20 protein-coding genes are annotated in these 20,753 nt (G+C 38.8%); 14 read left to right on the top strand and 6 right to left on the bottom strand.

Annotated features, from left to right (window positions below; translation table 11 throughout):
• Positions 1-231 precede the first annotated feature (231 nt).
• From EXE30_RS10765 to EXE30_RS10775, 3 genes are all read left to right on the top strand, one after another.
• Positions 232-420, top strand: coding sequence for a hypothetical protein (locus tag EXE30_RS10765; protein ID WP_130162380.1), 189 nt, complete (start codon positions 232-234; stop codon positions 418-420).
• A gap of 323 nt (positions 421-743) precedes the next feature.
• Positions 744-2,063, top strand: coding sequence for an NCS2 family permease (locus EXE30_RS10770; protein ID WP_130162381.1), 1,320 nt, complete (start codon positions 744-746; stop codon positions 2,061-2,063).
• A 125-nt stretch (positions 2,064-2,188) separates the two neighbouring features.
• Entirely contained in the window at positions 2,189-3,187 is a 999-nt protein-coding gene (locus EXE30_RS10775; RefSeq protein WP_130162382.1) for an adenosine deaminase, read from the top strand.
• A 42-nt stretch (positions 3,188-3,229) separates the two neighbouring features.
• Here EXE30_RS10775 and EXE30_RS10780 read toward each other — a convergent pair whose 3' ends face one another.
• Positions 3,230-3,784 carry a cytochrome b gene (locus EXE30_RS10780; RefSeq protein ID WP_130162383.1) on the bottom strand — a complete coding sequence of 185 codons (555 nt, stop codon included), beginning with the start codon at positions 3,782-3,784 and terminating at the stop codon, positions 3,230-3,232.
• 219 nt (positions 3,785-4,003) lie between these two features.
• Between EXE30_RS10780 and EXE30_RS10785 the strand changes: the two genes are divergently transcribed.
• A complete protein-coding gene (locus EXE30_RS10785) occupies positions 4,004-4,384 on the top strand; it encodes a hypothetical protein (protein ID WP_130162384.1) in 381 nt (126 codons plus the stop codon).
• A 49-nt stretch (positions 4,385-4,433) separates the two neighbouring features.
• Positions 4,434-5,003, top strand: a complete 570-nt coding sequence (rnhB, locus tag EXE30_RS10790; protein WP_130162385.1) for a ribonuclease HII — start codon at positions 4,434-4,436, stop codon at positions 5,001-5,003.
• A gap of 78 nt (positions 5,004-5,081) precedes the next feature.
• Here the strand turns inward: rnhB and csrA are convergent, their stop codons facing one another.
• The 3 genes from csrA to alaS form a co-directional block, all read right to left on the bottom strand.
• The gene (gene csrA, locus EXE30_RS10795) at positions 5,082-5,351 is read right to left on the bottom strand and encodes a carbon storage regulator CsrA (protein ID WP_005197554.1); all 270 of its coding nucleotides are present in this window, start codon (positions 5,349-5,351) and stop codon (positions 5,082-5,084) included.
• Positions 5,352-5,587: 236 nt separating this feature from the next.
• A complete protein-coding gene (locus tag EXE30_RS10800; protein ID WP_004670609.1) occupies positions 5,588-6,868 on the bottom strand; it encodes an aspartate kinase in 1,281 nt (426 codons plus the stop codon).
• Positions 6,869-6,931: 63 nt separating this feature from the next.
• On the bottom strand, positions 6,932-9,622 hold the full coding sequence (gene alaS, locus EXE30_RS10805; protein ID WP_171457363.1) for an alanine--tRNA ligase: 2,691 nt from the start codon (positions 9,620-9,622) through the stop codon (positions 6,932-6,934).
• Between the two features lie 223 nt (positions 9,623-9,845).
• Here alaS and EXE30_RS10810 point away from each other — a divergent pair, with 223 nt between their 5' ends.
• The 6 genes from EXE30_RS10810 to EXE30_RS10835 all read left to right on the top strand — a co-directional run bounded on the left by EXE30_RS10810 (position 9,846) and on the right by EXE30_RS10835 (position 15,025).
• The gene (locus EXE30_RS10810; protein ID WP_130162386.1) at positions 9,846-10,868 is read left to right on the top strand and encodes a type I glyceraldehyde-3-phosphate dehydrogenase; all 1,023 of its coding nucleotides are present in this window, start codon (positions 9,846-9,848) and stop codon (positions 10,866-10,868) included.
• Positions 10,869-10,977: 109 nt separating this feature from the next.
• Positions 10,978-11,292, top strand: a complete 315-nt coding sequence (locus tag EXE30_RS10815) for a hypothetical protein (RefSeq protein WP_130162387.1) — start codon at positions 10,978-10,980, stop codon at positions 11,290-11,292.
• A gap of 81 nt (positions 11,293-11,373) precedes the next feature.
• The gene (locus EXE30_RS10820) at positions 11,374-11,742 is read left to right on the top strand and encodes a hypothetical protein (protein ID WP_130162388.1); all 369 of its coding nucleotides are present in this window, start codon (positions 11,374-11,376) and stop codon (positions 11,740-11,742) included.
• 353 nt (positions 11,743-12,095) lie between these two features.
• Entirely contained in the window at positions 12,096-13,262 is a 1,167-nt protein-coding gene (locus EXE30_RS10825) for an ATP phosphoribosyltransferase regulatory subunit (protein WP_130162389.1), read from the top strand.
• A 56-nt stretch (positions 13,263-13,318) separates the two neighbouring features.
• Positions 13,319-14,638: an adenylosuccinate synthase gene (locus EXE30_RS10830; RefSeq protein ID WP_004670618.1), complete on the top strand. Its 1,320-nt coding sequence runs from the start codon at positions 13,319-13,321 to the stop codon at positions 14,636-14,638.
• Between the two features lie 81 nt (positions 14,639-14,719).
• A complete protein-coding gene (locus EXE30_RS10835) occupies positions 14,720-15,025 on the top strand; it encodes a putative quinol monooxygenase (RefSeq protein ID WP_130162390.1) in 306 nt (101 codons plus the stop codon).
• Positions 15,026-15,442: 417 nt separating this feature from the next.
• Here the strand turns inward: EXE30_RS10835 and EXE30_RS10840 are convergent, their stop codons facing one another.
• Both EXE30_RS10840 and EXE30_RS15970 read right to left on the bottom strand, forming a co-directional pair.
• Positions 15,443-16,396 (bottom strand): hypothetical protein, encoded by a 954-nt coding sequence (locus EXE30_RS10840; protein ID WP_130162391.1) that lies wholly within the window; start codon positions 16,394-16,396, stop codon positions 15,443-15,445.
• 107 nt (positions 16,397-16,503) lie between these two features.
• On the bottom strand, positions 16,504-17,508 hold the full coding sequence (locus tag EXE30_RS15970) for a helix-turn-helix transcriptional regulator (RefSeq protein WP_130162392.1): 1,005 nt from the start codon (positions 17,506-17,508) through the stop codon (positions 16,504-16,506).
• 218 nt (positions 17,509-17,726) lie between these two features.
• Between EXE30_RS15970 and EXE30_RS10850 the strand changes: the two genes are divergently transcribed.
• The 3 genes from EXE30_RS10850 (at position 17,727) to EXE30_RS10860 (ending at position 20,751) form a co-directional block, all read left to right on the top strand.
• Complete coding sequence (locus EXE30_RS10850; protein ID WP_130162393.1) at positions 17,727-19,277, top strand: circularly permuted type 2 ATP-grasp protein; 1,551 nt, start codon at positions 17,727-17,729, stop codon at positions 19,275-19,277.
• 95 nt (positions 19,278-19,372) lie between these two features.
• Positions 19,373-19,975 carry an alpha-E domain-containing protein gene (locus EXE30_RS10855; RefSeq protein ID WP_130162394.1) on the top strand — a complete coding sequence of 201 codons (603 nt, stop codon included), beginning with the start codon at positions 19,373-19,375 and terminating at the stop codon, positions 19,973-19,975.
• Positions 19,972-20,751, top strand: a complete 780-nt coding sequence (locus tag EXE30_RS10860) for a transglutaminase family protein (protein WP_130162395.1) — start codon at positions 19,972-19,974, stop codon at positions 20,749-20,751. Before EXE30_RS10855 ends, EXE30_RS10860 begins: the two co-directional genes overlap by 4 nt.
• The last annotated feature ends 2 nt before the right edge of the window (positions 20,752-20,753 follow it).

Raw genomic sequence — 20,753 nt, forward strand, 5'->3', positions numbered from 1 at the left:
AACATAGTCAATTCAAAGTGAATAAATCAAAACATAAAAAATATATTTTTGAAAATATTAAACATAATTTTCTCAATCACGATCCGCCATATTGTGGTCTGCTATTTTAAGGATAGACACGTCATACAGTAGTTTCTTTTTTGCTTTTTTTCACTATTTATATTTAAAAATGTCGAATCCATCATGTTCTTTGCTAGTATGGAAGAAAACTCTAAATCAGAGATAATAATAATGAAAATTGTACTTATACTACTGCTATTCGTCTCAAGCTTTATTTTAGGTTATTCAACGTATATTGATGCTCAAAACAAAAAGCGACAAGAACTTATGAAAATTGTTCATGATGCTGAGTATAGTTTGACTGAAATTCAGCATAACCCTCATACCAATATGCCCGCTTTTGAACAGCAACATAAATGATTGGGCATTTTAGTGATTTGATGGCACAAATTGATGCATTGTTATGTTCGATTCAATGAACTTTTTTTAATTTCCGATAGCCAAGTTTTCTATAGAATCTGTTAAAATATTTACCATTAATTAAAAAGCTGCATCTTGTTATGCGGCTTTTTACATTTCGATAGCGAAATTCGATTTATCCATTTTTTCGGTGTAACACGTATCAAGCTGGCATATAGATTGCTTTTAGCTTTAGATACCTTTTGGTGTGAATTCAAAAAACGTTTGAAACACAAAGGTATAGATTTCATCTCCTACGATCTTAGATTTTGACAGGTGCTATTATGGCAACGCCTAATGCTTCGGCAGGTTGGTTAGAACGCTTATTTAAGTTAAGTGAAAACAAAACCAACTTTAGAACAGAAGTTCTAGCAGGTGTAACTACATTTTTGACCATGTGTTACATCATTATTGTAAACCCAATGATTCTTTCTGAAACTGGAATGGATCATGGTGCTGTATTTGTTGCCACCTGTTTGGCTGCTGCCATTGGCTGTTTGGTGATGGGATTAATCGCTAACTACCCAATTGCCCTGGCACCTGGTATGGGGTTGAATGCCTATTTTACCTATTCTGTTTGTTTGGGTATGGGGGTTCCTTGGGAAACTGCTTTGGCTGCGGTGTTTATTTCAGGAATCGTATTCTTAGCGATTAGCTTTATGAAGATTCGTGAAGCAATTGTCAACGCGATCCCGATGTCACTGAAGTTGGCGATTGGCGGTGGTATTGGTTTATTCCTTGCCTTAATTGCGCTAAAAAATGCAGGTATTATTGTTGATAATCCAGCGACTTTAGTGGGTTTGGGTGATATTAAGCAACCCTCTGTATTGTTGGCTTTATTTGGCTTTTTAATGATTGTGGTGTTACACCAGTTTAAAATTCGTGGTGCAATCATTATCAGTATTTTGGTTGTTACTGCGATAGCCACTGCTTTGGGTCTAAATGAATTTAAAGGTGTTGTTGGTCAAGTTCCATCTCTAGCGCCAACATTCATGCAAATGGATTTTGAAGGCTTATTTACAGCAAGCATGATCGGCGTTATTTTCGTATTTTTCATTGTCGATCTATTTGACAGTACAGGAACTTTGGTTGGGGTTTCTCATCGCGCTGGTTTGTTGAAAGATGGCAAATTACCGCGTTTGAAGAAAGCCTTGTTTGCTGATTCATCTGCAATTGTTGCAGGTGCTGCATTAGGGACATCTTCAACCACACCTTATATCGAATCTGCTTCTGGTGTTGCAGCAGGGGGGCGTACAGGTTTAACGGCTGTCGTGGTTGCGGTATTATTTGTGGGATGTTTATTCCTTGCACCACTTGCGCAATCTGTACCAGGTTTCGCGACCGCACCAGCATTGTTATTCATTGGTGTATTAATGATTCAGGGTATCACTCATATTGATTGGGATGATATTACTGAGGCAGTTCCAGCATTTTTAACCATTGTATTTATGCCATTTACCTATTCAATTGCAGATGGTATCGCAATGGGTTTTATTAGCTATGCATTGGTTAAACTTCTTACGGGTAAGGCAAAAACAGTCCCTTATATGGTTTGGATCATCGCTGCACTTTGGGTGTTTAAGTTTGCTGCATTTGGCGGGTAAGCTGAGTATTTTTTAACATTCTCTTTTTTGAGCTGCTTTCATCGCAGCTCATTTTTTCAAAGAGAATCATAAAAAGGGGTGTACCCATTTTGGCAACACCCTTTTTATTTAGACGTGGAGTTAATATGAATCAAGTCGAGCTGATTCGTGCTTTACCCAAAGCCGAATTGCATGTGCATATTGAAGGGACTTTTGAACCAGAACTGATGTTTGCAATTGCACAGCGTAATCAGATTCAGATTCCTTACCAATCTGTTGAAGAAGTGAAGCAAGCTTATAACTTCCATAATCTTCAATCTTTTCTAGATATTTATTATGCAGGCGCAAACGTACTTGTGCATGAACAAGACTTTTATGATCTTGCTTGGGCATATTTTGAAAAATGTGCTGAAGATCGAGTCGTGCATACAGAAATGTTCTTCGACCCTCAAACACATACTGAGCGTGGTGTGGAGTTTGCTACCGTCATTGCTGGCTTAAAACGTGCTTGTAAAGATGCCAAAGATAAGCTTGGGATTAGTTCACAGTTAATCATGTGTTTCTTGCGTCATTTAAGTGAAGAGAAAGCTTTTGAGACACTTGAGCAAGCATTGCCATTCAAAGATGATATTATCGCAATTGGACTAGATTCAAGTGAAGTCGGGCATCCGCCAGCAAAATTTGAGCGTGTATTTGCTAAAGCGCGTGAAGCAGGTTTCTTGATTGTTGCACATGCAGGTGAAGAAGGCCCTCCAGCGTATATCTGGGAAGCTTTGGATTTACTCAAAGTTAACCGTATTGATCATGGTGTACGTTCTGAAGAAGATGAGCAGCTTATGGCTCGTTTAATTGAAGAGAAGATGCCTTTAACCGTATGTCCTTTGAGTAATTTAAAGCTGTGTGTTGTAAAAGATATGGGTGAGCACAATATCCGCCGTTTATTGCAAAAGGGCGTACATGTGACCGTGAACTCGGATGATCCTTCATATTTCGGTGGTTATATGAATGATAATTTCTTTGCCATTCAACAGGCTTTAGATTTAAGCCATGATGAATTAAAACAACTTGCCATTAACTCTTTTGAGGCTTCATTTATTTCTGATGAAGATAAGCAAAAGTGGATTGATGAAGTAAAGAAAATCTAAGTTAAAAAAAACCGCGTAAAGCGGTTTTTTTATGATCAAAAATTATTTTGGGCGACGTATCATACTCAGCAATACATTATCTTTGTCAATAAAATGATGTTTAATCGCGGCTAAAGCATGCCCAACAATCAGTAAGCCGGCAAACCAAGATATGTATATGTGTAAGGGTTTAACGATCGCCAGAAGCTCAGGGTTGTCTTGTACTAAGCGTGGTATCTCAAATAAATATAAAACTGGAGCTGGGTGTCCTGCGCTCCAACTAAATAAACAACCGGTAATCGGTAAAGCCAAAAGCATTAAATAAAGTAAAAAATGTCCAACATGCGCCAGTGTTTTCATCGTCGGCGACATGGTGTTCGGTAATTGTGGGACGGGGTGGGTGTAACGCCAAAAAATACGAATGACGACTAAGAAGATAATTGTAGTTGCGATATTTTTATGTAGTGTAATCACACTTCCTTTAAAACTACCATCTACGTCATAGCTGAGAAAATTACCACTATAAAAGCCGATAAGCCAAGCGACAATAAAAATAGCAGCCATGAGCCAATGCAAAACTTGGGCAGTGCGTGTGTAGTATTGTGTAGAGGTTGACATCGCAACATCCTAGCTGAGATTTATGTGCTTTGATTTTAAATATCCGTTTTTCCTCCTCATATGGCGTATCTGTAACAGAGCGTTTTATCGTTAGAACGGTCAAGCTAAAATAGGCCAGTTATCACTGTTATATTATGTAAAGATAACTTTGAGTCATATCATAAAGTTTGCCTTTTAGGCACAATACGCCTGCCAAAAATTTAGATACAGGTTAAAAATATGAAAAAGTTGGTATTGGTTATTGCTCCCGTTGTTTTAGCATTTGCAGGATGTGCTGCGACAGATACAAATAATTCAGCGACGACTTCGCAGCAGCTTGGTGTCGCAGCACTTAAAGTTGCTGTAAACGCAAAATGTTTAAATGAAATCAATAATGTTGCAGCTTGGAAAACAGCGACACGTTATATGACTACAGAACAGCGTAATGATATTCAAACCAATGTTTGTGGTTGTGTCAGCGATAAAGCGCCAGAAAGCGTTACTACTTTTGAGTTAGCAACAGCTGCAATTGACCCATCTGCACGTGCAACGATTGTGAATAAAGTGGTTTCTGAAACTGTGAACGCGTGTGTAAATGAAGCTTTAAAACAAGCGAAGTAATAGAAGTAATATATGAGGCTGAGTCATCAGCCTTTTTGAGAGTTTAAATATGTTTGTTGCTGGTGTTGATGAAGCAGGTCGTGGACCTCTGGTCGGTTCTGTAGTTGCTGCTGCTGTGATCTTAGATCCGAATAACCCTATTGAAGGTCTAAATGACTCTAAAAAGTTAACCGAAAAAAAGCGTGAAAAACTTTTTTTAGAGATACAAGAGAAAGCGATTGCATGGTCGATTGCTGAAGCAAATCATCATGAAATAGATGAGTTTAATATTTTACAAGCCACTTTTTTGGCAATGCGCAGGGCAGTTGAAACTTTAAAAACTCAACCGATTAAAGTTATCGTCGATGGCAATCAAATTCCGAAAGGAATCACGATTCCATGTGAAGCTATTGTGGGGGGAGATGCGAGCCATGCTGAGATCAGCGCAGCGAGTATTTTGGCGAAAGTCACCCGTGATCGCCAAATGCAGATCTTAGATCAGCAATATCCTGATTTTGGTTTTGCCAAGCATAAAGGTTACCCAACAAAAGCACATTTCGAAGCAATTGCTGTTCACGGTGTGATCGATGAGCATCGTCGCAGTTATGGACCTGTCAAGAAAGCTTTGGGTCTATTGTGAATTAAAAAATACGAAGTCTAAAAATAATTAAAGCGACTAAGATAAGTCGCTTTAATTATTTGAGAAGAGTTTTTCATATCAACGATTAAAATTATTATGTTGAGTGAAATCGGTAGCATTCTCTTCTTCATACGAAGGATGTTGATAGTCTTGATCAAGATGTTGTAAATGCTCATGCATGGCACGTTCATGTTGGATACGTTGGTAAATTTCCTCACGATGCACAGAAACTTCTTTTGGAGCATTTACACCAATACGCACCTGATTGCCTTTTACGCCAAGCACAGTAACACTGACTTGATCCCCAATCATTAATGTTTCTCCGACACGACGGGTCAGAATCAGCATGTTTATCTCCTTGCTAAACGCTTAAAACTTGCGACAGGGAATTCATTATTTGAAAGCACAGCCTAATATACAGAAAATTCTAACAAAAATATGTAAAAAAATTTTTTTCGTAAGTTTTGTGAGAACTTTCTGAAAAACCTCAAGGCTAATATAACAGAGCCACTATAAAAAAAACTATAGTGGCTCTGTTTTTTTTACTATTTACATGAAAGTAAATATGTTTAACTAGCTAATAATTAAGCACGTACACTGCTTTCGCCGTGTTCGCGGTCTAAACCAAAAGCTGTATGTAAACAACGAACTGCTAGCTCAAGATAGTTTTCTTCGATGATGACAGAAACTTTAATTTCTGATGTAGAAATCATGAGAATATTAATACTTTCTTCAGCCAATGCTGTGAACATTTTGCTCGCAACACCAGCATGAGAGCGCATGCCAACACCAACGATAGATACTTTAACAATATCATCACGTGTTACAACTTCACATCCTTCAATGCTACTTGCTGTTTGATCTAAAATCGCTTTTGCTTTCGCTAGATCATTACGGTTCACGGTAAACGTAAAATCAGTTGTTCCATCTTCTTCTACATTTTGGATAATCATATCCACTTCGATATTGGCATTGCTGATCGGCGACAAGATTTTAGACGCAATACCTGGTTCGTCAGGAACACCCAAAATCGTTAATTTTGCTTCGTCACGGTTAAATGCAATACCTGCGATGATTGGTTGTTCCATATCGTCTTCTGCCTCAGTGGTAATTAGTGTGCCTACATTTTGTTTGAATTCTTCATCAAAAATACCATCATCATCATTGTCAAAACTAGATAATACGCGCAATGGAACTTGATATTTACCTGCGAATTCAACAGAGCGAATTTGTAAAACTTTTGAACCTAAAGATGCCATTTCTAACATTTCTTCAAAAGAAATACGATCAATTTTCTTTGCTTTAGGAGCAACACGCGGGTCAGTGGTATAAACACCATCGACATCCGTGTAAATTTGACATTCATCTGCTTTTAATGCAGCAGCAAGCGCGACACCAGAGGTATCTGAACCACCGCGACCTAAAGTTGTGGTATTGCCTTTGGCATCGAAGCCCTGAAAGCCCGCAACAACCAATACACGACCAGCGTCTAAATCTTCGGTCATGATATCTGTGTCAATTGATTCGATACGTGCTTTGGTAAATGCGCTGTCAGTTTTAATACCAACTTGACGACCTGTATATGATTTAGCATCTACACCAATTGAATTCAGTGCCATAGCTAACATGGAAATCGTTACTTGTTCACCCGTTGACACCATTTGATCTAGTTCACGTGGGTCAGGGGTGCTGGTAATGGCCTTTGCAAGCGCAAGTAAGCGGTTGGTTTCACCACTCATTGCAGACACAACCACAACCACTTTGTGACCATGATCATGCCAACGCTTGACACGACGAGCAACATTTAAAATGCGCTCAGGAGTACCCATCGAAGTACCGCCATATTTTTGAACGATTAAAGCCATAGTTATTCCATATAAGCCATGACCCTGAATGGCATCAGGGTCAGTTACACAAAAGTGAAGTTCTTATTGCTCAAGCCAAGCAGGCAGTGCTGCAATCACTTGATCAAACTTCTCGTTTAGTGGCGCGCCACCTTGTGCTAAGTCAGGTTTACCACCACCTTTGCCACCTAGCTCTTGAGCCAAGTGTTTGATGATGTCACCTGCTTTTAGATGTGCAGCATGTTGTTTAGCGACAGAGGCGATTAAACTCACTTTATCACCATCAACGCCAGCTAAAATAATGACTGCATCTTCCAATTTTGATTTTACGCTGTCATGCAAATTGCGTAATGATTTTGCATCCAAACCTTTTACCGTAGTAATCAGTGTTTGACGACCTGCAATTTCTTTCACTTGATCAAGCAAATCAGCGGCTTGAAAGCTTGCTAATTTTTGATTTAATTGCTCGATTTGCTTTTGCAAAGCGGAAGCAGTTTCAGCAATTGCTTCAACTTTTTCTACAGTTTGATCTTTTTGTGCTTTTAACAAGCTATTGATCGTTTGAATATCAGCATCTGCTTTCTGAATAACGTCAAGTGCTTGAGTACCAGTCACAGCTTCAATACGACGGATACCTGCTGCAACACCACCTTCAGACGTGATTTTGAATAAACCGATATCACCTGTACGCTTCACGTGGATACCACCGCAAAGCTCGATCGAGAAATTCTTTTCATCAATCACAGAACCCATTGAAAGTACACGAACCTCATCACCATATTTTTCACCAAAAAGCATCATTGCACCTTTGGATTTGGCAGATTCAATATCAAGCAGTTCAGTGTTAACGGGGGTATTGGCAATAACTTCAGCATTGACCAAACGCTCAATTTGTTGCAACTCTTCAAATGAAACAGGCTGATCATTGGCAAAGTCAAAACGTAAAATGTCACTTGCAACCAGAGAACCTTTTTGCTGTACGTGTGAACCTAAAATCTGACGTAAAGCAGCATGTAACAGGTGAGTCGCAGAGTGGTTACGCGCAGTCGCATCACGAATGTCTGCTTTAACTGTTGCTTCAACATTCTGCGTTGCTTTGAGGCTACCCACAGTCACGATACCTTGATGTACAAATGCACCACCAGATTTCTTGGTATCTTGAACTTCGAAGATGCCCGTATCGTTTTTGAAAATACCCGTGTCACCGATTTGACCGCCACTTTCCGCATAGAAAGGGGTTTGGTTTAAAACGATCAGTGCTTCATCGCCTTCATGGATTTCATCAACTTGAACGCCGTCTTTATAGATTGCAACAATTTGACCTTGACCTTGTGTTGCATCATAGCCATCAAATTGTGTTTCACCTTCAACTTTAACAATGCTGTTATAGTCAACTGCGAATTTGCCAGCATCACGCGCACGTTGGCGTTGTGCTGCCATCTCTACTTCAAAACCTGCTTCATCAATCGTCAGGTCACGCTCACGCGCAATATCAGCGGTCAAGTCAGTCGGGAAACCATAAGTATCATAAAGTTTAAATACCGTTTCACCCGCAATCACATTACCTTTAAGTTGAACAAGTTCAGCCTCTAATAGCTTCAAACCTTGTTCAAGTGTTTTTGCAAATTGTTCTTCTTCTTTAAGAAGCTGTGCCTCGATGCGTGTTTGCTGTGCTGCAAGTTCAGGATACGCATCGCCCATCACTTCAATCAGAGGTTGCAACATCTTGTAGAAGAATGAACCTGTAGCACCTAATTTATTACCATGACGTACTGCACGGCGAATAATGCGGCGTAATACATAACCGCGACCTTCGTTTGAAGGATTTACACCATCAGCAATTAAGAATGAGCATGAACGGGCATGATCAGCAATTACTTTTAAAGAAGCTGGATATTCAACAGGTTTATTTTGTTCTTTCGCTTCAGCCTCAAGTGCCGTTGTATCTAAACCAATGATTTCAGCTGCCGCTTTTAATAAGTGCTGGAACAGATCAATTTCGTAGTTTGAATTGACATGTTGAAGTACAGCCGAAATACGTTCCAAGCCCATACCAGTATCAACCGATGGTGCTGGAAGAGGGTGCATTACGCCATCTGCAGTACGATTGAACTGCATGAAAACGTTATTCCAAATCTCAATAAAGCGATCACCGTCTTCTTCAGGTGAACCTGGTAAACCACCCCAGATATGATCGCCATGATCAAAGAAAATTTCAGAACAAGGACCGCAAGGACCCGTATCACCCATTGCCCAGAAGTTATCTGAAGCGTATTGACCACCTTTATTATCGCCAATTCGGATAATACGTTCAGCATCTAAACCAATTTCTTTATTCCAAATATCAAAGGCTTCATCGTCTGTATGATAAACCGTCACGTATAAACGATCTTTAGGGAGCGCTAACCACTGTTCGCCAGTTAAGAAATCCCAAGCAAACTTAAGGGCATCACGTTTGAAATAATCGCCAAAGGAGAAGTTACCTAACATTTCAAAGAAAGTATGGTGACGAGCGGTATAACCGACATTATCTAGGTCGTTATGTTTACCACCAGCGCGGACACATTTTTGTGATGAAACTGCACGAACATATTCGCGCTTTTCTAAACCTAAGAAGCAATCTTTAAACTGGTTCATACCAGCATTGGTAAATAGCAAAGTTGGGTCGTTGGCGGGAACAAGTGAACTCGAAGCGACACGTGTATGCCCTTGCGATTCGAAGTAACGCAAAAATGCTTCACGGATTTCAGCGGATGTCATAAAACGAGTACTCACAACCAAGCGTCCATAATTTTGAAAGTGCTAAATTATAACGGAAATTACCTGTGCAACCAACGATTTTACAAGCAATATCATATAAAACTGTGATTAAGCTAAAAATCTATATTCAACAGCGCTACTCATGTTTTACCATAGAGGAGTTTGTTGATACTTGATAAATAGAGTATCAGTAGATATTGATACACAAAGATGATGTTTTTATGAATAAGGGTTCTACATGCAACGTATCGCGATTAATGGATTTGGCAGAATTGGTCGGAATGTATTACGTGCGTGGTTTGAAAACCCTAAGCATTTTCAATTTGAAATCGTTGCGATTAATGATATTGCTGACGTACAAACCTTAGTCCATTTGTTTAAATATGACACTACACACGGACGTTTTGCTGGGCAAGTCGAAATACAAATTGAAAATGAACAAATTTTTCTGAGTATTCAATCCAACCAACGTCAATTAAAATTACAAATATTTAAACAAGCTGAGCCTGAATTATTGCCATGGGATCATCTAAAGATTGATGTCGTACTTGAGTGTACGGGTTTGTTCCGTTCCAGAGCGGATGCGACACGTCACATAGAAGCAGGGGCAAAACGAGTCATTATCGGGGCTGCTCCATTTGATTCTGTGGATGCTGCAATTGTGTATGGTGTCAATCATGCCGATGTCAAAGCAACAGACCAAATTATTTCCAGTGTCTCGTGCACCACACAAGCCTTGGTTCCATTGGTCAAGATTATCGATGACGCATTCGGTATTGAAACAGCTTTAATGACTGAAATTCATGCAGTGACCGCAGATCAATCGGTACTTGATCACGCACATCGAGATTTACGTCGTGCTAGGGCATCAGGACAAAATATTATTCCAACAACTTCGAGTGCATTAGGTGCACTCAAGCGTGTCATGCCGAAAATGGAAAATCGAATTGATGGCTATTCGATCCGAGTACCGACGATTAATGTTGCTGCGATTGATTTAACTTTTGTGTCACATGCGCCGATTACCGTTCACAAAGTCAATGAAGTATTAAATAAAGCAGCGCAATTTGATTATGCACAGATCATGCAAGTCACGGATGAAGATCTTGTGTCTAGTGACTTCAATCATTCACCTTATTCTTTAATTGTTGATTTAACTCAAACTATCGTTGTCGGCCATCAAGCGAAAGTTTTTGCGTGGTATGATAATGAATGGGGATATGCAAATCGTTTGCTTGATTTATGTGAATCATTTGTGTGAATTATTTAGTTTAAAATTTATAAAATTCGATTACTTTGGTTTCTCGCTCTAGGTGAAATACGAAGTAGCTAAATAATGATGAAAGAAGGTTATTAACTTGGGGAAATAAATGACATTGATATTGATTTGGGGATTTATAACGCTTTTATTCTTGGCAGTTATATTCTTGTTTTGGTTGCAGTTTAAGAATGAAAAAGTGTCAAACTATGATGCTCAGGTTTTACAGGTCGAAGAAAAAGTTTTGCATTTAGAGCTGCATCTTAAAAAGAGTTTAGAAATTATGCAGGACCTAGCCAAGAAAATGCATACTCAGCAAGAAGTACTCGATAAAATGATCGCCAATGTTGCTGCACTGGAAAAGCAAAATGTTGAGTTGGTGAATGTTTTGGAAATGATGATTAAAACTGGGAATAAGAATTCTTGATACTAAGTTACTTATCGATCGACTAATTTGAATATTAAAAGCGATTAAGTTATAACCCGAAAGTTAGAAAAGAGCATAGTGATGGATTGGACTCCTATGGAAGAAGTCGAAATATTAGATACTATTAATGCATCTTATTCTCGAATGACTTTAGAGCAGCGAAGGCTTTGGGAAGTAATAAAACTATACCCTCAAAAGTGGAGCCAAGAACCGTATGGTGATATTGGTAATGGTTTTTGGGTGGTCGCGATTATTGGTAATACAGTTATCTGGTTTAATGATATTGAAGATGGTTTTAATCGTTCATCTTTTTTTGAGTTTGGGAAAATAAATGAGTATTACTGCAATCAAGATGATCTTGAATGGCACATACAAAACGTTTTAAACCAAATTCGAGATGGGTATGATGCTGCGGGCTATTGTAGTGGAGCAAAATCTTTCATTAAGTAAATTTATCATCTGTTTTCCCAAAATGATCAGTATCCACATTTAAATATAAATCTTATTTATTTTCTTTGACTCGTCCTTTTGTGAATTGGTCGTTCAGGTATTGGGCTGTTCTTTGGACAGCGAACTTGGATTTTTGAGCCAAATCTATAGTAATAATCTATTGAAAATATTGGTTAATTATATAAAATCTGTTTGTTTTTTAGAGAGTAGAATAAGCAGTTTTTATTCAAATTCTCAGGTGCATCGCATAAATCTTCATGCTACACTACGCTGAATCGGGCATTCACCCGATTTTTTTATGTGGCTGCTTTTTGTGTGGATGCTTCCACGGTGAACAGATTTTAGGTTTGAACATGACCATTTCAGAGACATGGTTGCTCCCTGACGGGGTAGCAGATGTATTACCCGAACAAGCGCAAGTGGTTGAAACTCTGCGCCGAGAAGCTTTAGATTTCCTCGCAGTTCGAGGTTATCAATTGGTCTATACGCCATTTATTGAACACATCGAATCGTTGTCCTCACTTTCCGAATCCAATCAAGATTTAGATTTAGTTACTTTCAAAGTGATTGATCAACTATCTGGTCGTTTGCTTGGAATTCGTGCGGATATGACACCGCAAGTTGCGCGTATTGATGCACATGTTCTTCCCGTTGAAGGTGTTGCACGTTATTGCTATGCAGGCACAGTGTTACATACAAAAGCACAGAACTTTAATGCAACGCGTACACCTTTACAGTTAGGTGCGGAGTTGTATGGTCATGACAGCATCGAAGCTGATGTTGAAATGATTGATGTGATGTTAGGTTTAATCGAACATGCGCATACCTTAGAAGGGGTTCATTTAGATTTGGGACATGTTGGTTTATTCCGCAGCTTGGTCAAACGAGCAGGATTAAATAAAAATACCGAAAACCAACTGTCGGATTTGTATCAACGTAAAGCATTGCCTGAGTTAGAGGAATTTACCCAAGACTTAGCAATGGGCGCTGATTTTTATGCATTAGGTCGTTATGCAAGTGATCTTGATGCATTACAAACGCATTTAAGCCCAGATATTTTGAATGATGTTGATTTTAAAAATGCATTTGATGCATTAAAAACAACATTTGCTCAAATTCAATCACAATGGTCTAACCTGAATATTGGGATAGATGTGATCGAATTACGTAGTTATCACTATCATACCGGTTTGATGTATGCCATTTATGCACCTAATCGTGCTGCGCCACTTGCACAAGGTGGGCGCTATGATGGAATTGGTGAACATTTTGGACGTGCACGTCCAGCAACAGGATTTAGTTGTGACCTATATGCTTTAGGCGCTACCCAGTTTGTAGAAATAGAAACTGTAGTTGCACCTAAAGGCCATGACCGTGACTTATTAAAAGCAATTGCAGATGCGCGAAGCCAAGGTCTACGTGTGGTGCAATTGTTAGGTAATGATGATTTAAGCTCGGTGCCTTATGCGACCCATCAAATGGTGTCTCACACTGGGCAGTGGATGATTGAAAAAATTTAATTGCTAAGCTCACAGCTTGGTTTCCAATTTTAACAGCATGATGTAATGAGGCTATTATGGGCAAAAATGTTGTGGTACTTGGTACCCAATGGGGCGACGAAGGCAAAGGTAAAATCGTCGACCTGCTCACAGATCAAGCGGCTGCGGTCGTACGCTATCAAGGTGGACACAACGCGGGTCATACGCTTGTGGTCGGTGGTAAGAAGACTGTATTACACCTCATTCCATCAGGTATCTTACGTGAAAACGTATTATGCTTAATTGGAAATGGTGTGGTTCTATCTCCTGAAGCATTAATCAAAGAAATGGCAATTTTGGAAGCAGAAGGCGTACCTGTTAAAGATCGTCTCCGTATTTCTCCAAACTGTCCATTAATTTTGCCAAACCATATTGCGCTTGATCAAGCACGTGAGAAAAAACGTGGAAATGCCAAAATTGGTACAACAGGTCGCGGTATCGGTCCAGCTTATGAAGATAAAGTTGCTCGCCGTGCTGTGCGTGTAGCAGACTTGATTCGTGGTGGTGCGTTACTTGAAGAAAAACTTCAGGAAATGTTAGAGCTTCATAACTTCCAACTTTCTCAATTCTATGGCGTTGACGAAGTGAAGTTTGAAGATGTGCTTGCGCTTTGCAATGAGTGGCGTGAAGTACTAGCTCCATTAGTCATTGACGTGACTAAAGTGTTACATGATTACCGCAAAGAGGGTAAGGCGATCATGTTCGAGGGTGCGCAAGGTTCATTGCTTGACATCGATCATGGTACTTATCCATATGTAACCAGTTCAAATACAACTGCTGGTGGTGTGAGCTCTGGTTCAGGTATGGGACCACTTCATTTAGATTATGTATTAGGTATTACCAAAGCTTATACAACTCGTGTTGGTGCTGGCCCATTCCCAACTGAGTTGCACTATGATGCAGTGACAGATCAAGGTGATGCGATTGGCCGTCATTTAGGAACGGTAGGTCACGAGTTTGGCGCGTCTACTGGTCGTCAGCGTCGTTGTGGTTGGTTTGATGCTGAGATTTTGCGTCGTTCAGTTGAAGTAAACTCTTTATCAGGTATCTGTTTAACGAAGTTAGATGTTTTAGATGGTTTAGAAGAAATCAAAATCTGCGTGGGTTATGAAGATGTAGATTCTGGCTGTGCTGGTTCATCAGATGCGATTTCATTTGAAAGCCTAAAGCCAATCTATGAAACCATGCCAGGTTGGAGTGAGTCTACCGTTGGTTTGACTCAAATTGATCAACTGCCTGCAAATGCATTGGCTTATGTACGTCGTATTGAAACGTTAATTGGTTGCCCAATTGATATCGTTTCAACGGGTCCTGACCGCGCAGAAACAATTGTTTTACGTCATCCATTTTCAGCATAAGCTGAGTCGATGATAAAAAAGCTCTCAAATTTATTTTGAGAGCTTTTTTTATGGAAAACTTTTGAATAAGGGGGAGGTTATATGACATTAAAATTAATTGCCGAAGATTTTATTCAGCCAGATAAAATTAAAATTGTTTTACCACTTTATCAAGAGCTTGTTGAGAAAACAAAAGCTGAAGCTGGGTGTTTAGCCTATGATCTTTATCATGATATAAAGCAGAAAGGGCACTTTGTTTTTATTGAAGAATGGGTTGATCGAGCTGCTTTAGATCAGCATATTCAGTCAGAGCATTTTCAAAGACTTGTAGCTAAAATAGATCAATATCAAGTTCATGCGGGACGTTTTACTCATTTGCATGGTTTTGAAAAATTATTGCAAGAATAGTTTTTGTGTATTTAACATCTATTTATAAAACCAGCAGCAATACTTTTATCATGGTTTAGCCGCCTTATATGTCTCCCAACGGGAGAAAAAAAGGGATGTATGTAAAAAGTTTAATAGCAAAAAATCAGCTTTTGAATCCTATCTTTGTTATTTCACAAGTAGAAAAATCCTCGTTATATTATTTTTACATTCAAAACAAAGAGGATTTTAATGATGACGATGAAAACGATTCGCTACAATGGATATGAATTAGCATGCCGATGCTGAATTATATTCCAGTGATGAAATGGCACAAACCAATTCTAATCGCATGGGGGGAAAGAATTGGTTTGATTATTTTAATAGAACAAAATTGAGCTTATTTCTAAATAAAAAATTATAAAAAGTTTAAGAGAACCAAGTGGTTCTCTTTTTTATTTATAATCCTGTTGAGCCATTGAGATACCCTATACCTGCCAGAGCACTATTGACTTTAGTATTGCTAAAAGTAACTTCATAATTGCTTGGGTTGTAGGATGTGTTTTGACATGGAGTATCTGTTGGATTGCAATAGATTGCTAATAAACTTGGAGATAAGGCAGGCTGATAATATAAACTTTCAACTTTATTATTTTGAATTGAAATAATTCCTGAGTCTTCAATAGTAGTTCCATCTCCCAAAAACAATTCGACTTTATTATGGTTTGTGAAGTCAAGTTGGTGGTAGTTACTTATTAGGTTTAAACCATCTTGATCCGATGGAGTAATTGACCATTGGAGCTGGTGAACTTGACTCGCTGGTAATTGAACTGTACTAGGTGCTTCTGTAAGAAACCCTTCAACAGAGCCCGCAAGGGTAATCGTATTGATCTGGCCATCTGCCCAAGATGATTTAGTTAACAATAGATTGTTAAAATCAAGCTTTGCTTGGCCCGTTTTCATATTGACTGAATTTACAATGTTAGCGCATGGATTGTTATTTTGTGAGCATTGAAATTCTTTTTTAAAAGTTATGCTTTGTCCACTTTTTTCAAATTCCATTAATTTGACTGAGTTTGGTGTGGCATTAATTAATGTATCATAATCCGCTTCTAAGCGATAAAGCGTATTTGCATCCATGTCAAAATCAAACTCTAATCGATAGCTTGTTTTGAATTGATCGTTTTCTTTATTAAAAATTTGAGTATAGCGATATACAGGAGTATCTACATTTGTCGATTGAGCAGAGGGTAGAGATGTATTTAAGAATTTTAAATCAGTTTTAACTTCACTCATTACTTTAGGAGAGGTGTAACTACTATTCGAACTTGTAGAGCTACCACCACAGGCAGATAAAAATGAAATCGTAGTTATGAGACCAAGAAAAGTTATACATTTATTGGGGCTATGCATTTGAATTCTTCCAATAGAAATATTTTAATAAATTATCTGTGTTTGATTAATGATAATTTTTTCAATGCAATTATATAGAATGTTATGTGCATATGACCACTTATTTATTAATCTTCATTGATTTCCTTCACCGCATTATAAACAACGGCTGGTTCAATATTTAATAACTTTTTACCAAAACTTCTTAACCACCATACCAGTTGCGAGGTAAAAGGGACAGTAGCAGAAACAACAACGATATTTTCCTCTAGAGGCTGAATGACCTGATCTTTGCTGAGCTGACTTTCATAGAAACTTTGAGCGGTACTTTCAGTCATGGTAAGTTTTAGTTCAACGAGCTCTGTCGCTTTACTATAATCAACTCGGAAACCCAGTGCTCCGGAATCAATATAGCTATCAATATCGAAATTTACAGGATGTAATGCACGGCTATCTAATACTGTAGCTGCTTTAAAACGGTGCAATGCAAAAGTTTGTACATCAGTTTTGTCATTTCGCGTACAGATTAAATAAATCACAGCACCCTTTTGAACCAAAGCTAGAGGATTCAAAATATAGCTCTTATCTTCACCTTGATTGATTCTTGCTCGGTACATGCACTCAATTTGCTTGTCTTGTAATAGTCCCTCATAAATTGCTTGTTGCGCATTTTTGTCCACCATAGGCGGAATTAATGGTTGATTGGCAGGGACAATACGAACGCGGTTGATCCATTGTCTAACGTTATTTTGTGTAGAGAGACTTCGTTTGGCTAGATCAAACCAAGGTGTCATTTCTTCAAGTAAGCTTGGTGGAAGCAAGTGACGTAAATGTTCTTCAACCATCATAAAGGTCACTGCTTGTGAACTGGTCATATGTGGCAAGCTTTGTATAGGTGCATCCGAACGCCAGCGCCAACCTTGTGGTACGGTCTTATTGCTTTCAATAGGAAAGCGTTGTGCAATTTGATTTAAATCACGTTGAATCGTTCGAAGACTAATTTCAATCCCTTCACGTTCAAGTATTTCTTGTAGTTCTCGTGTGCCCATCCATTTTCCTGTAGAAAGACGCGATAAGATCTGCCATTGGCGATAAAGGCTGTTTGAGGTTTCTTTTTCTTGTATGGATGACATAAGCTGGGTACGTAATTTAATGATCTAAAGCAGACACAATAAAAAAACTATATCTATTTAGCAAGCCCATCATATTTAGATTACGTATTTACGACTGAAATGTACTCAAACTTGCTTAAGTATTTTAGATCTGAACAAAAAAAAGAAGTCATGTATATGTGTGGCACTGAAATTGCTTATTTGATTTATGAATAAATAAATGGTGAGACGAGGTTTATATGTCAGAACAAGAACACAACCTAGATATCAGCACAGAATATTACGCTCCTGATCAGACAGCGACAGTCTCAGTACATTCATCTGCATTTATCTCAAAGCCGAATGTCACGAAAAATTTATTTGAGCAACTTAAATCACAGTTCTTTAATGAAATGCTAGATGATCAAAGTTTTAATGGTGAAGCATCAAAAAAAATTGAGCAATGGTTGAGCCTGCATAGTCTTGATGAGTTGAAAGCTCTTGGTGCTGAGGCAAAACAACATTTTTTATATCAAGGTATTACCTTTAATGTTTATGCCGATCAAGAGGGAGTAGAGCGAACCATTCCTTATGATTTGATCCCGCGTGTCATAGAAAAAAAACAATGGGAAAAGATTGCAGCAGGTTGTACACAGCGCGTCAAAGCCTTGAACTATTTTCTAGACGATATTTATCATGGACAAAATATTCTTAAGGAGGGGGTAATTTCAGCGCATCAAGTGATTACCCATGAAGCCTTTCAACCGCATATGTTAAAGCATCACTTACAAGGCAAAATTTACTCACAAATTAGTGGGATCGATATTGTTCGAGATAGTCAGGGCGATTTCTTTGTGCTTGAGGACAATTTAAGAACACCATCTGGTGTGTCCTATATGATTGAGAGCCGTAAGATTAGTCAAAAATTGATGCCTGATTTGTGTATCAGTAATAATTTACAGGGTATAGAGCAATTTCCAAGCCTGTTACGAGAAATCTTAGAAGAAAATGCATATGTGGACCATCCATTAATCGTGGTTTTAACACCCGGGCGCTTTAATTGTGCTTATTATGAACATGCATTTTTAGCACGTGAAATGGATGTGCCTTTGGTGACGAGTCGAGATTTATTTGTAGAGGATGAAAAGGTTTTTATTAAAACGATTCGTGGTCGCCAACAAGTTGATGTGATTTATCGTCGCGTGGATGATGACTTTTTAGACCCGTTAATCTTTAGACCCGATAGCTGTTTAGGTGTTGCTGGCCTTATGGCGGCATATCTGGAAAATAATGTTGTGATTGCCAATGCCCCAGGAACAGGAGTAGCAGATGACAAATCTATTTATCCTTATGTGGATCAAATGATTCAATTTTATTTAGGCGAAACACCCATTTTAAATAATGTTCCGACCTATCAATGCCGTGATCCTGAACAACTTGATTATGTGCTAAGAAATTTGGAAAAATTGGTGGTAAAAGAGGCGCAGGGCTCAGGTGGCTACGGTATGTTAATTGGACCGCAAGCGAATGAACAACAAATCGAGGCATTCAGGCAAAAACTTATTGAAACACCACATTTATATATTGCCCAAACAACTTTAGCTTTATCTGTTGCGCCGACATTGACTTCTGAAGGGGTGGCAGAACGACATATAGATTTACGCCCATTTGTGCTGAGTTCACCATATCGGACTGAAATTGTCCCTGGTGGTTTAACACGTGTGGCGATGCAAGCAGGCTCGCTGGTGGTCAACTCTTCTCAGGGAGGAGGTATCAAAGATACATGGGTGGTTGAAACTTTACCTTCTTAAAGGTCTTCCTAACGGAGCTTTAACCTAAAACACGAAACTGTATTTAATCGAAACGTGTTTTAGGGAATTTTTACAATATATAAGGGAGGACATGTATGGTTTTACTTCGCTCAAATGCCGAACATATTTATTGGTTAGGACGTTATTTATTTAGGATTGGCCATGTCGCTCAACAGTTACCATTAACAACTGATCAGCAAGCCGCAGCGTTTGCTCAAGCACTTTATTTGCCGATCGAGGATGCTGAAAACTTAAATCAGTTCATGTTGGATCGAAAGCAACCTTATTCATTGTTGAGTCAGTTTGAGATTGCGCGAAATAATATTCAAGAATTAAGAGGATTGTTATCGGCTCAAGCTTATGCGGAACTCAATCATCTCATTAAAAATGCCCCATCAGATGCTTTGACGATTGGTGATATAGTGAAGCAATGTTGTGCAATTTTAGACGACGAGCAAGAGGAGATCTGTTTATTTCTACAGATTGGCCAAAATGTAGAGAGACTCGATACATACTTCCGTTTTCAACATAATATTAACAATGCGCTTGCTGTGATTGAACCCGTCATTGAGCGGTTATTCCATTTAGGTTGGGACGATTTAAAACCGAGTTGGGAAATATTGAAAGATCAGCCTTATTTAAATCAGTTTTATGCATTTACTTATAAGCTGGAAAATCAATTCGAGGTAAGCTCATGAAGCTAATGGTGAATCACCAAACCCATTATCGCTATACTGAGACTGCACGGAATAGTGTGCAGTCTATAAAAATGATGCCGCAAAGTTCTCAGCATCAAATTGTTGAGACTTGGCATGTGAGTGTGCCGGGGCAATACACGTGTAAGCGAGATGCGTTTAATAACTTATGGATTACTGCAACTCAACGACATGATTATCGCTATTTAACCATCATGGCACAGGGGATTGTTGATTTATTAGATACTGAATTTGGTTATTTTGAAAGTGATCTTACCCCAATGCTTTTTCAGCAACGTACTGCAATCACCTGTTGTGATTTAGCCATGTCAGACTTTGCACATTCGGTGGTTAAAGTTAAAGATCGTCAACATTTGATTCTTTTATCAGAGAAAATTTTACAACAAATCGCTTATCAACCAGCAAGTACCTCTGTCACAACCTCAGCGATTGATGCATTTTATGCGGGTCAAGGTGTCTGCCAAGACCATGCACATGTATTAATTGCGATGTGTCGGGTGTTACAATTACCTGCACGTTATGTTTCGGGATATTTGTACGATCGAAATCAACCCCACCTTGCCAGTCATGCATGGGCTGAGGTTTTTTTGGATAATCAATGGTATTGTTTCGATGTAAGTAATCAAATATTTACGCCTCAGAGTCATATCTATGTTGCAGTTGGACGTGATTACCTTGATGTTGCACCGATTCGTGGCGTTCGTGAGCAAGGTGGCATTGAAAGTATGATGTCTACGGTTCAGGTACTGGCTTGTTGAAT

The sequence above is a fragment of the Acinetobacter halotolerans genome (assembly GCF_004208515.1).
Lineage (GTDB): Bacteria > Pseudomonadota > Gammaproteobacteria > Pseudomonadales > Moraxellaceae > Acinetobacter > Acinetobacter halotolerans.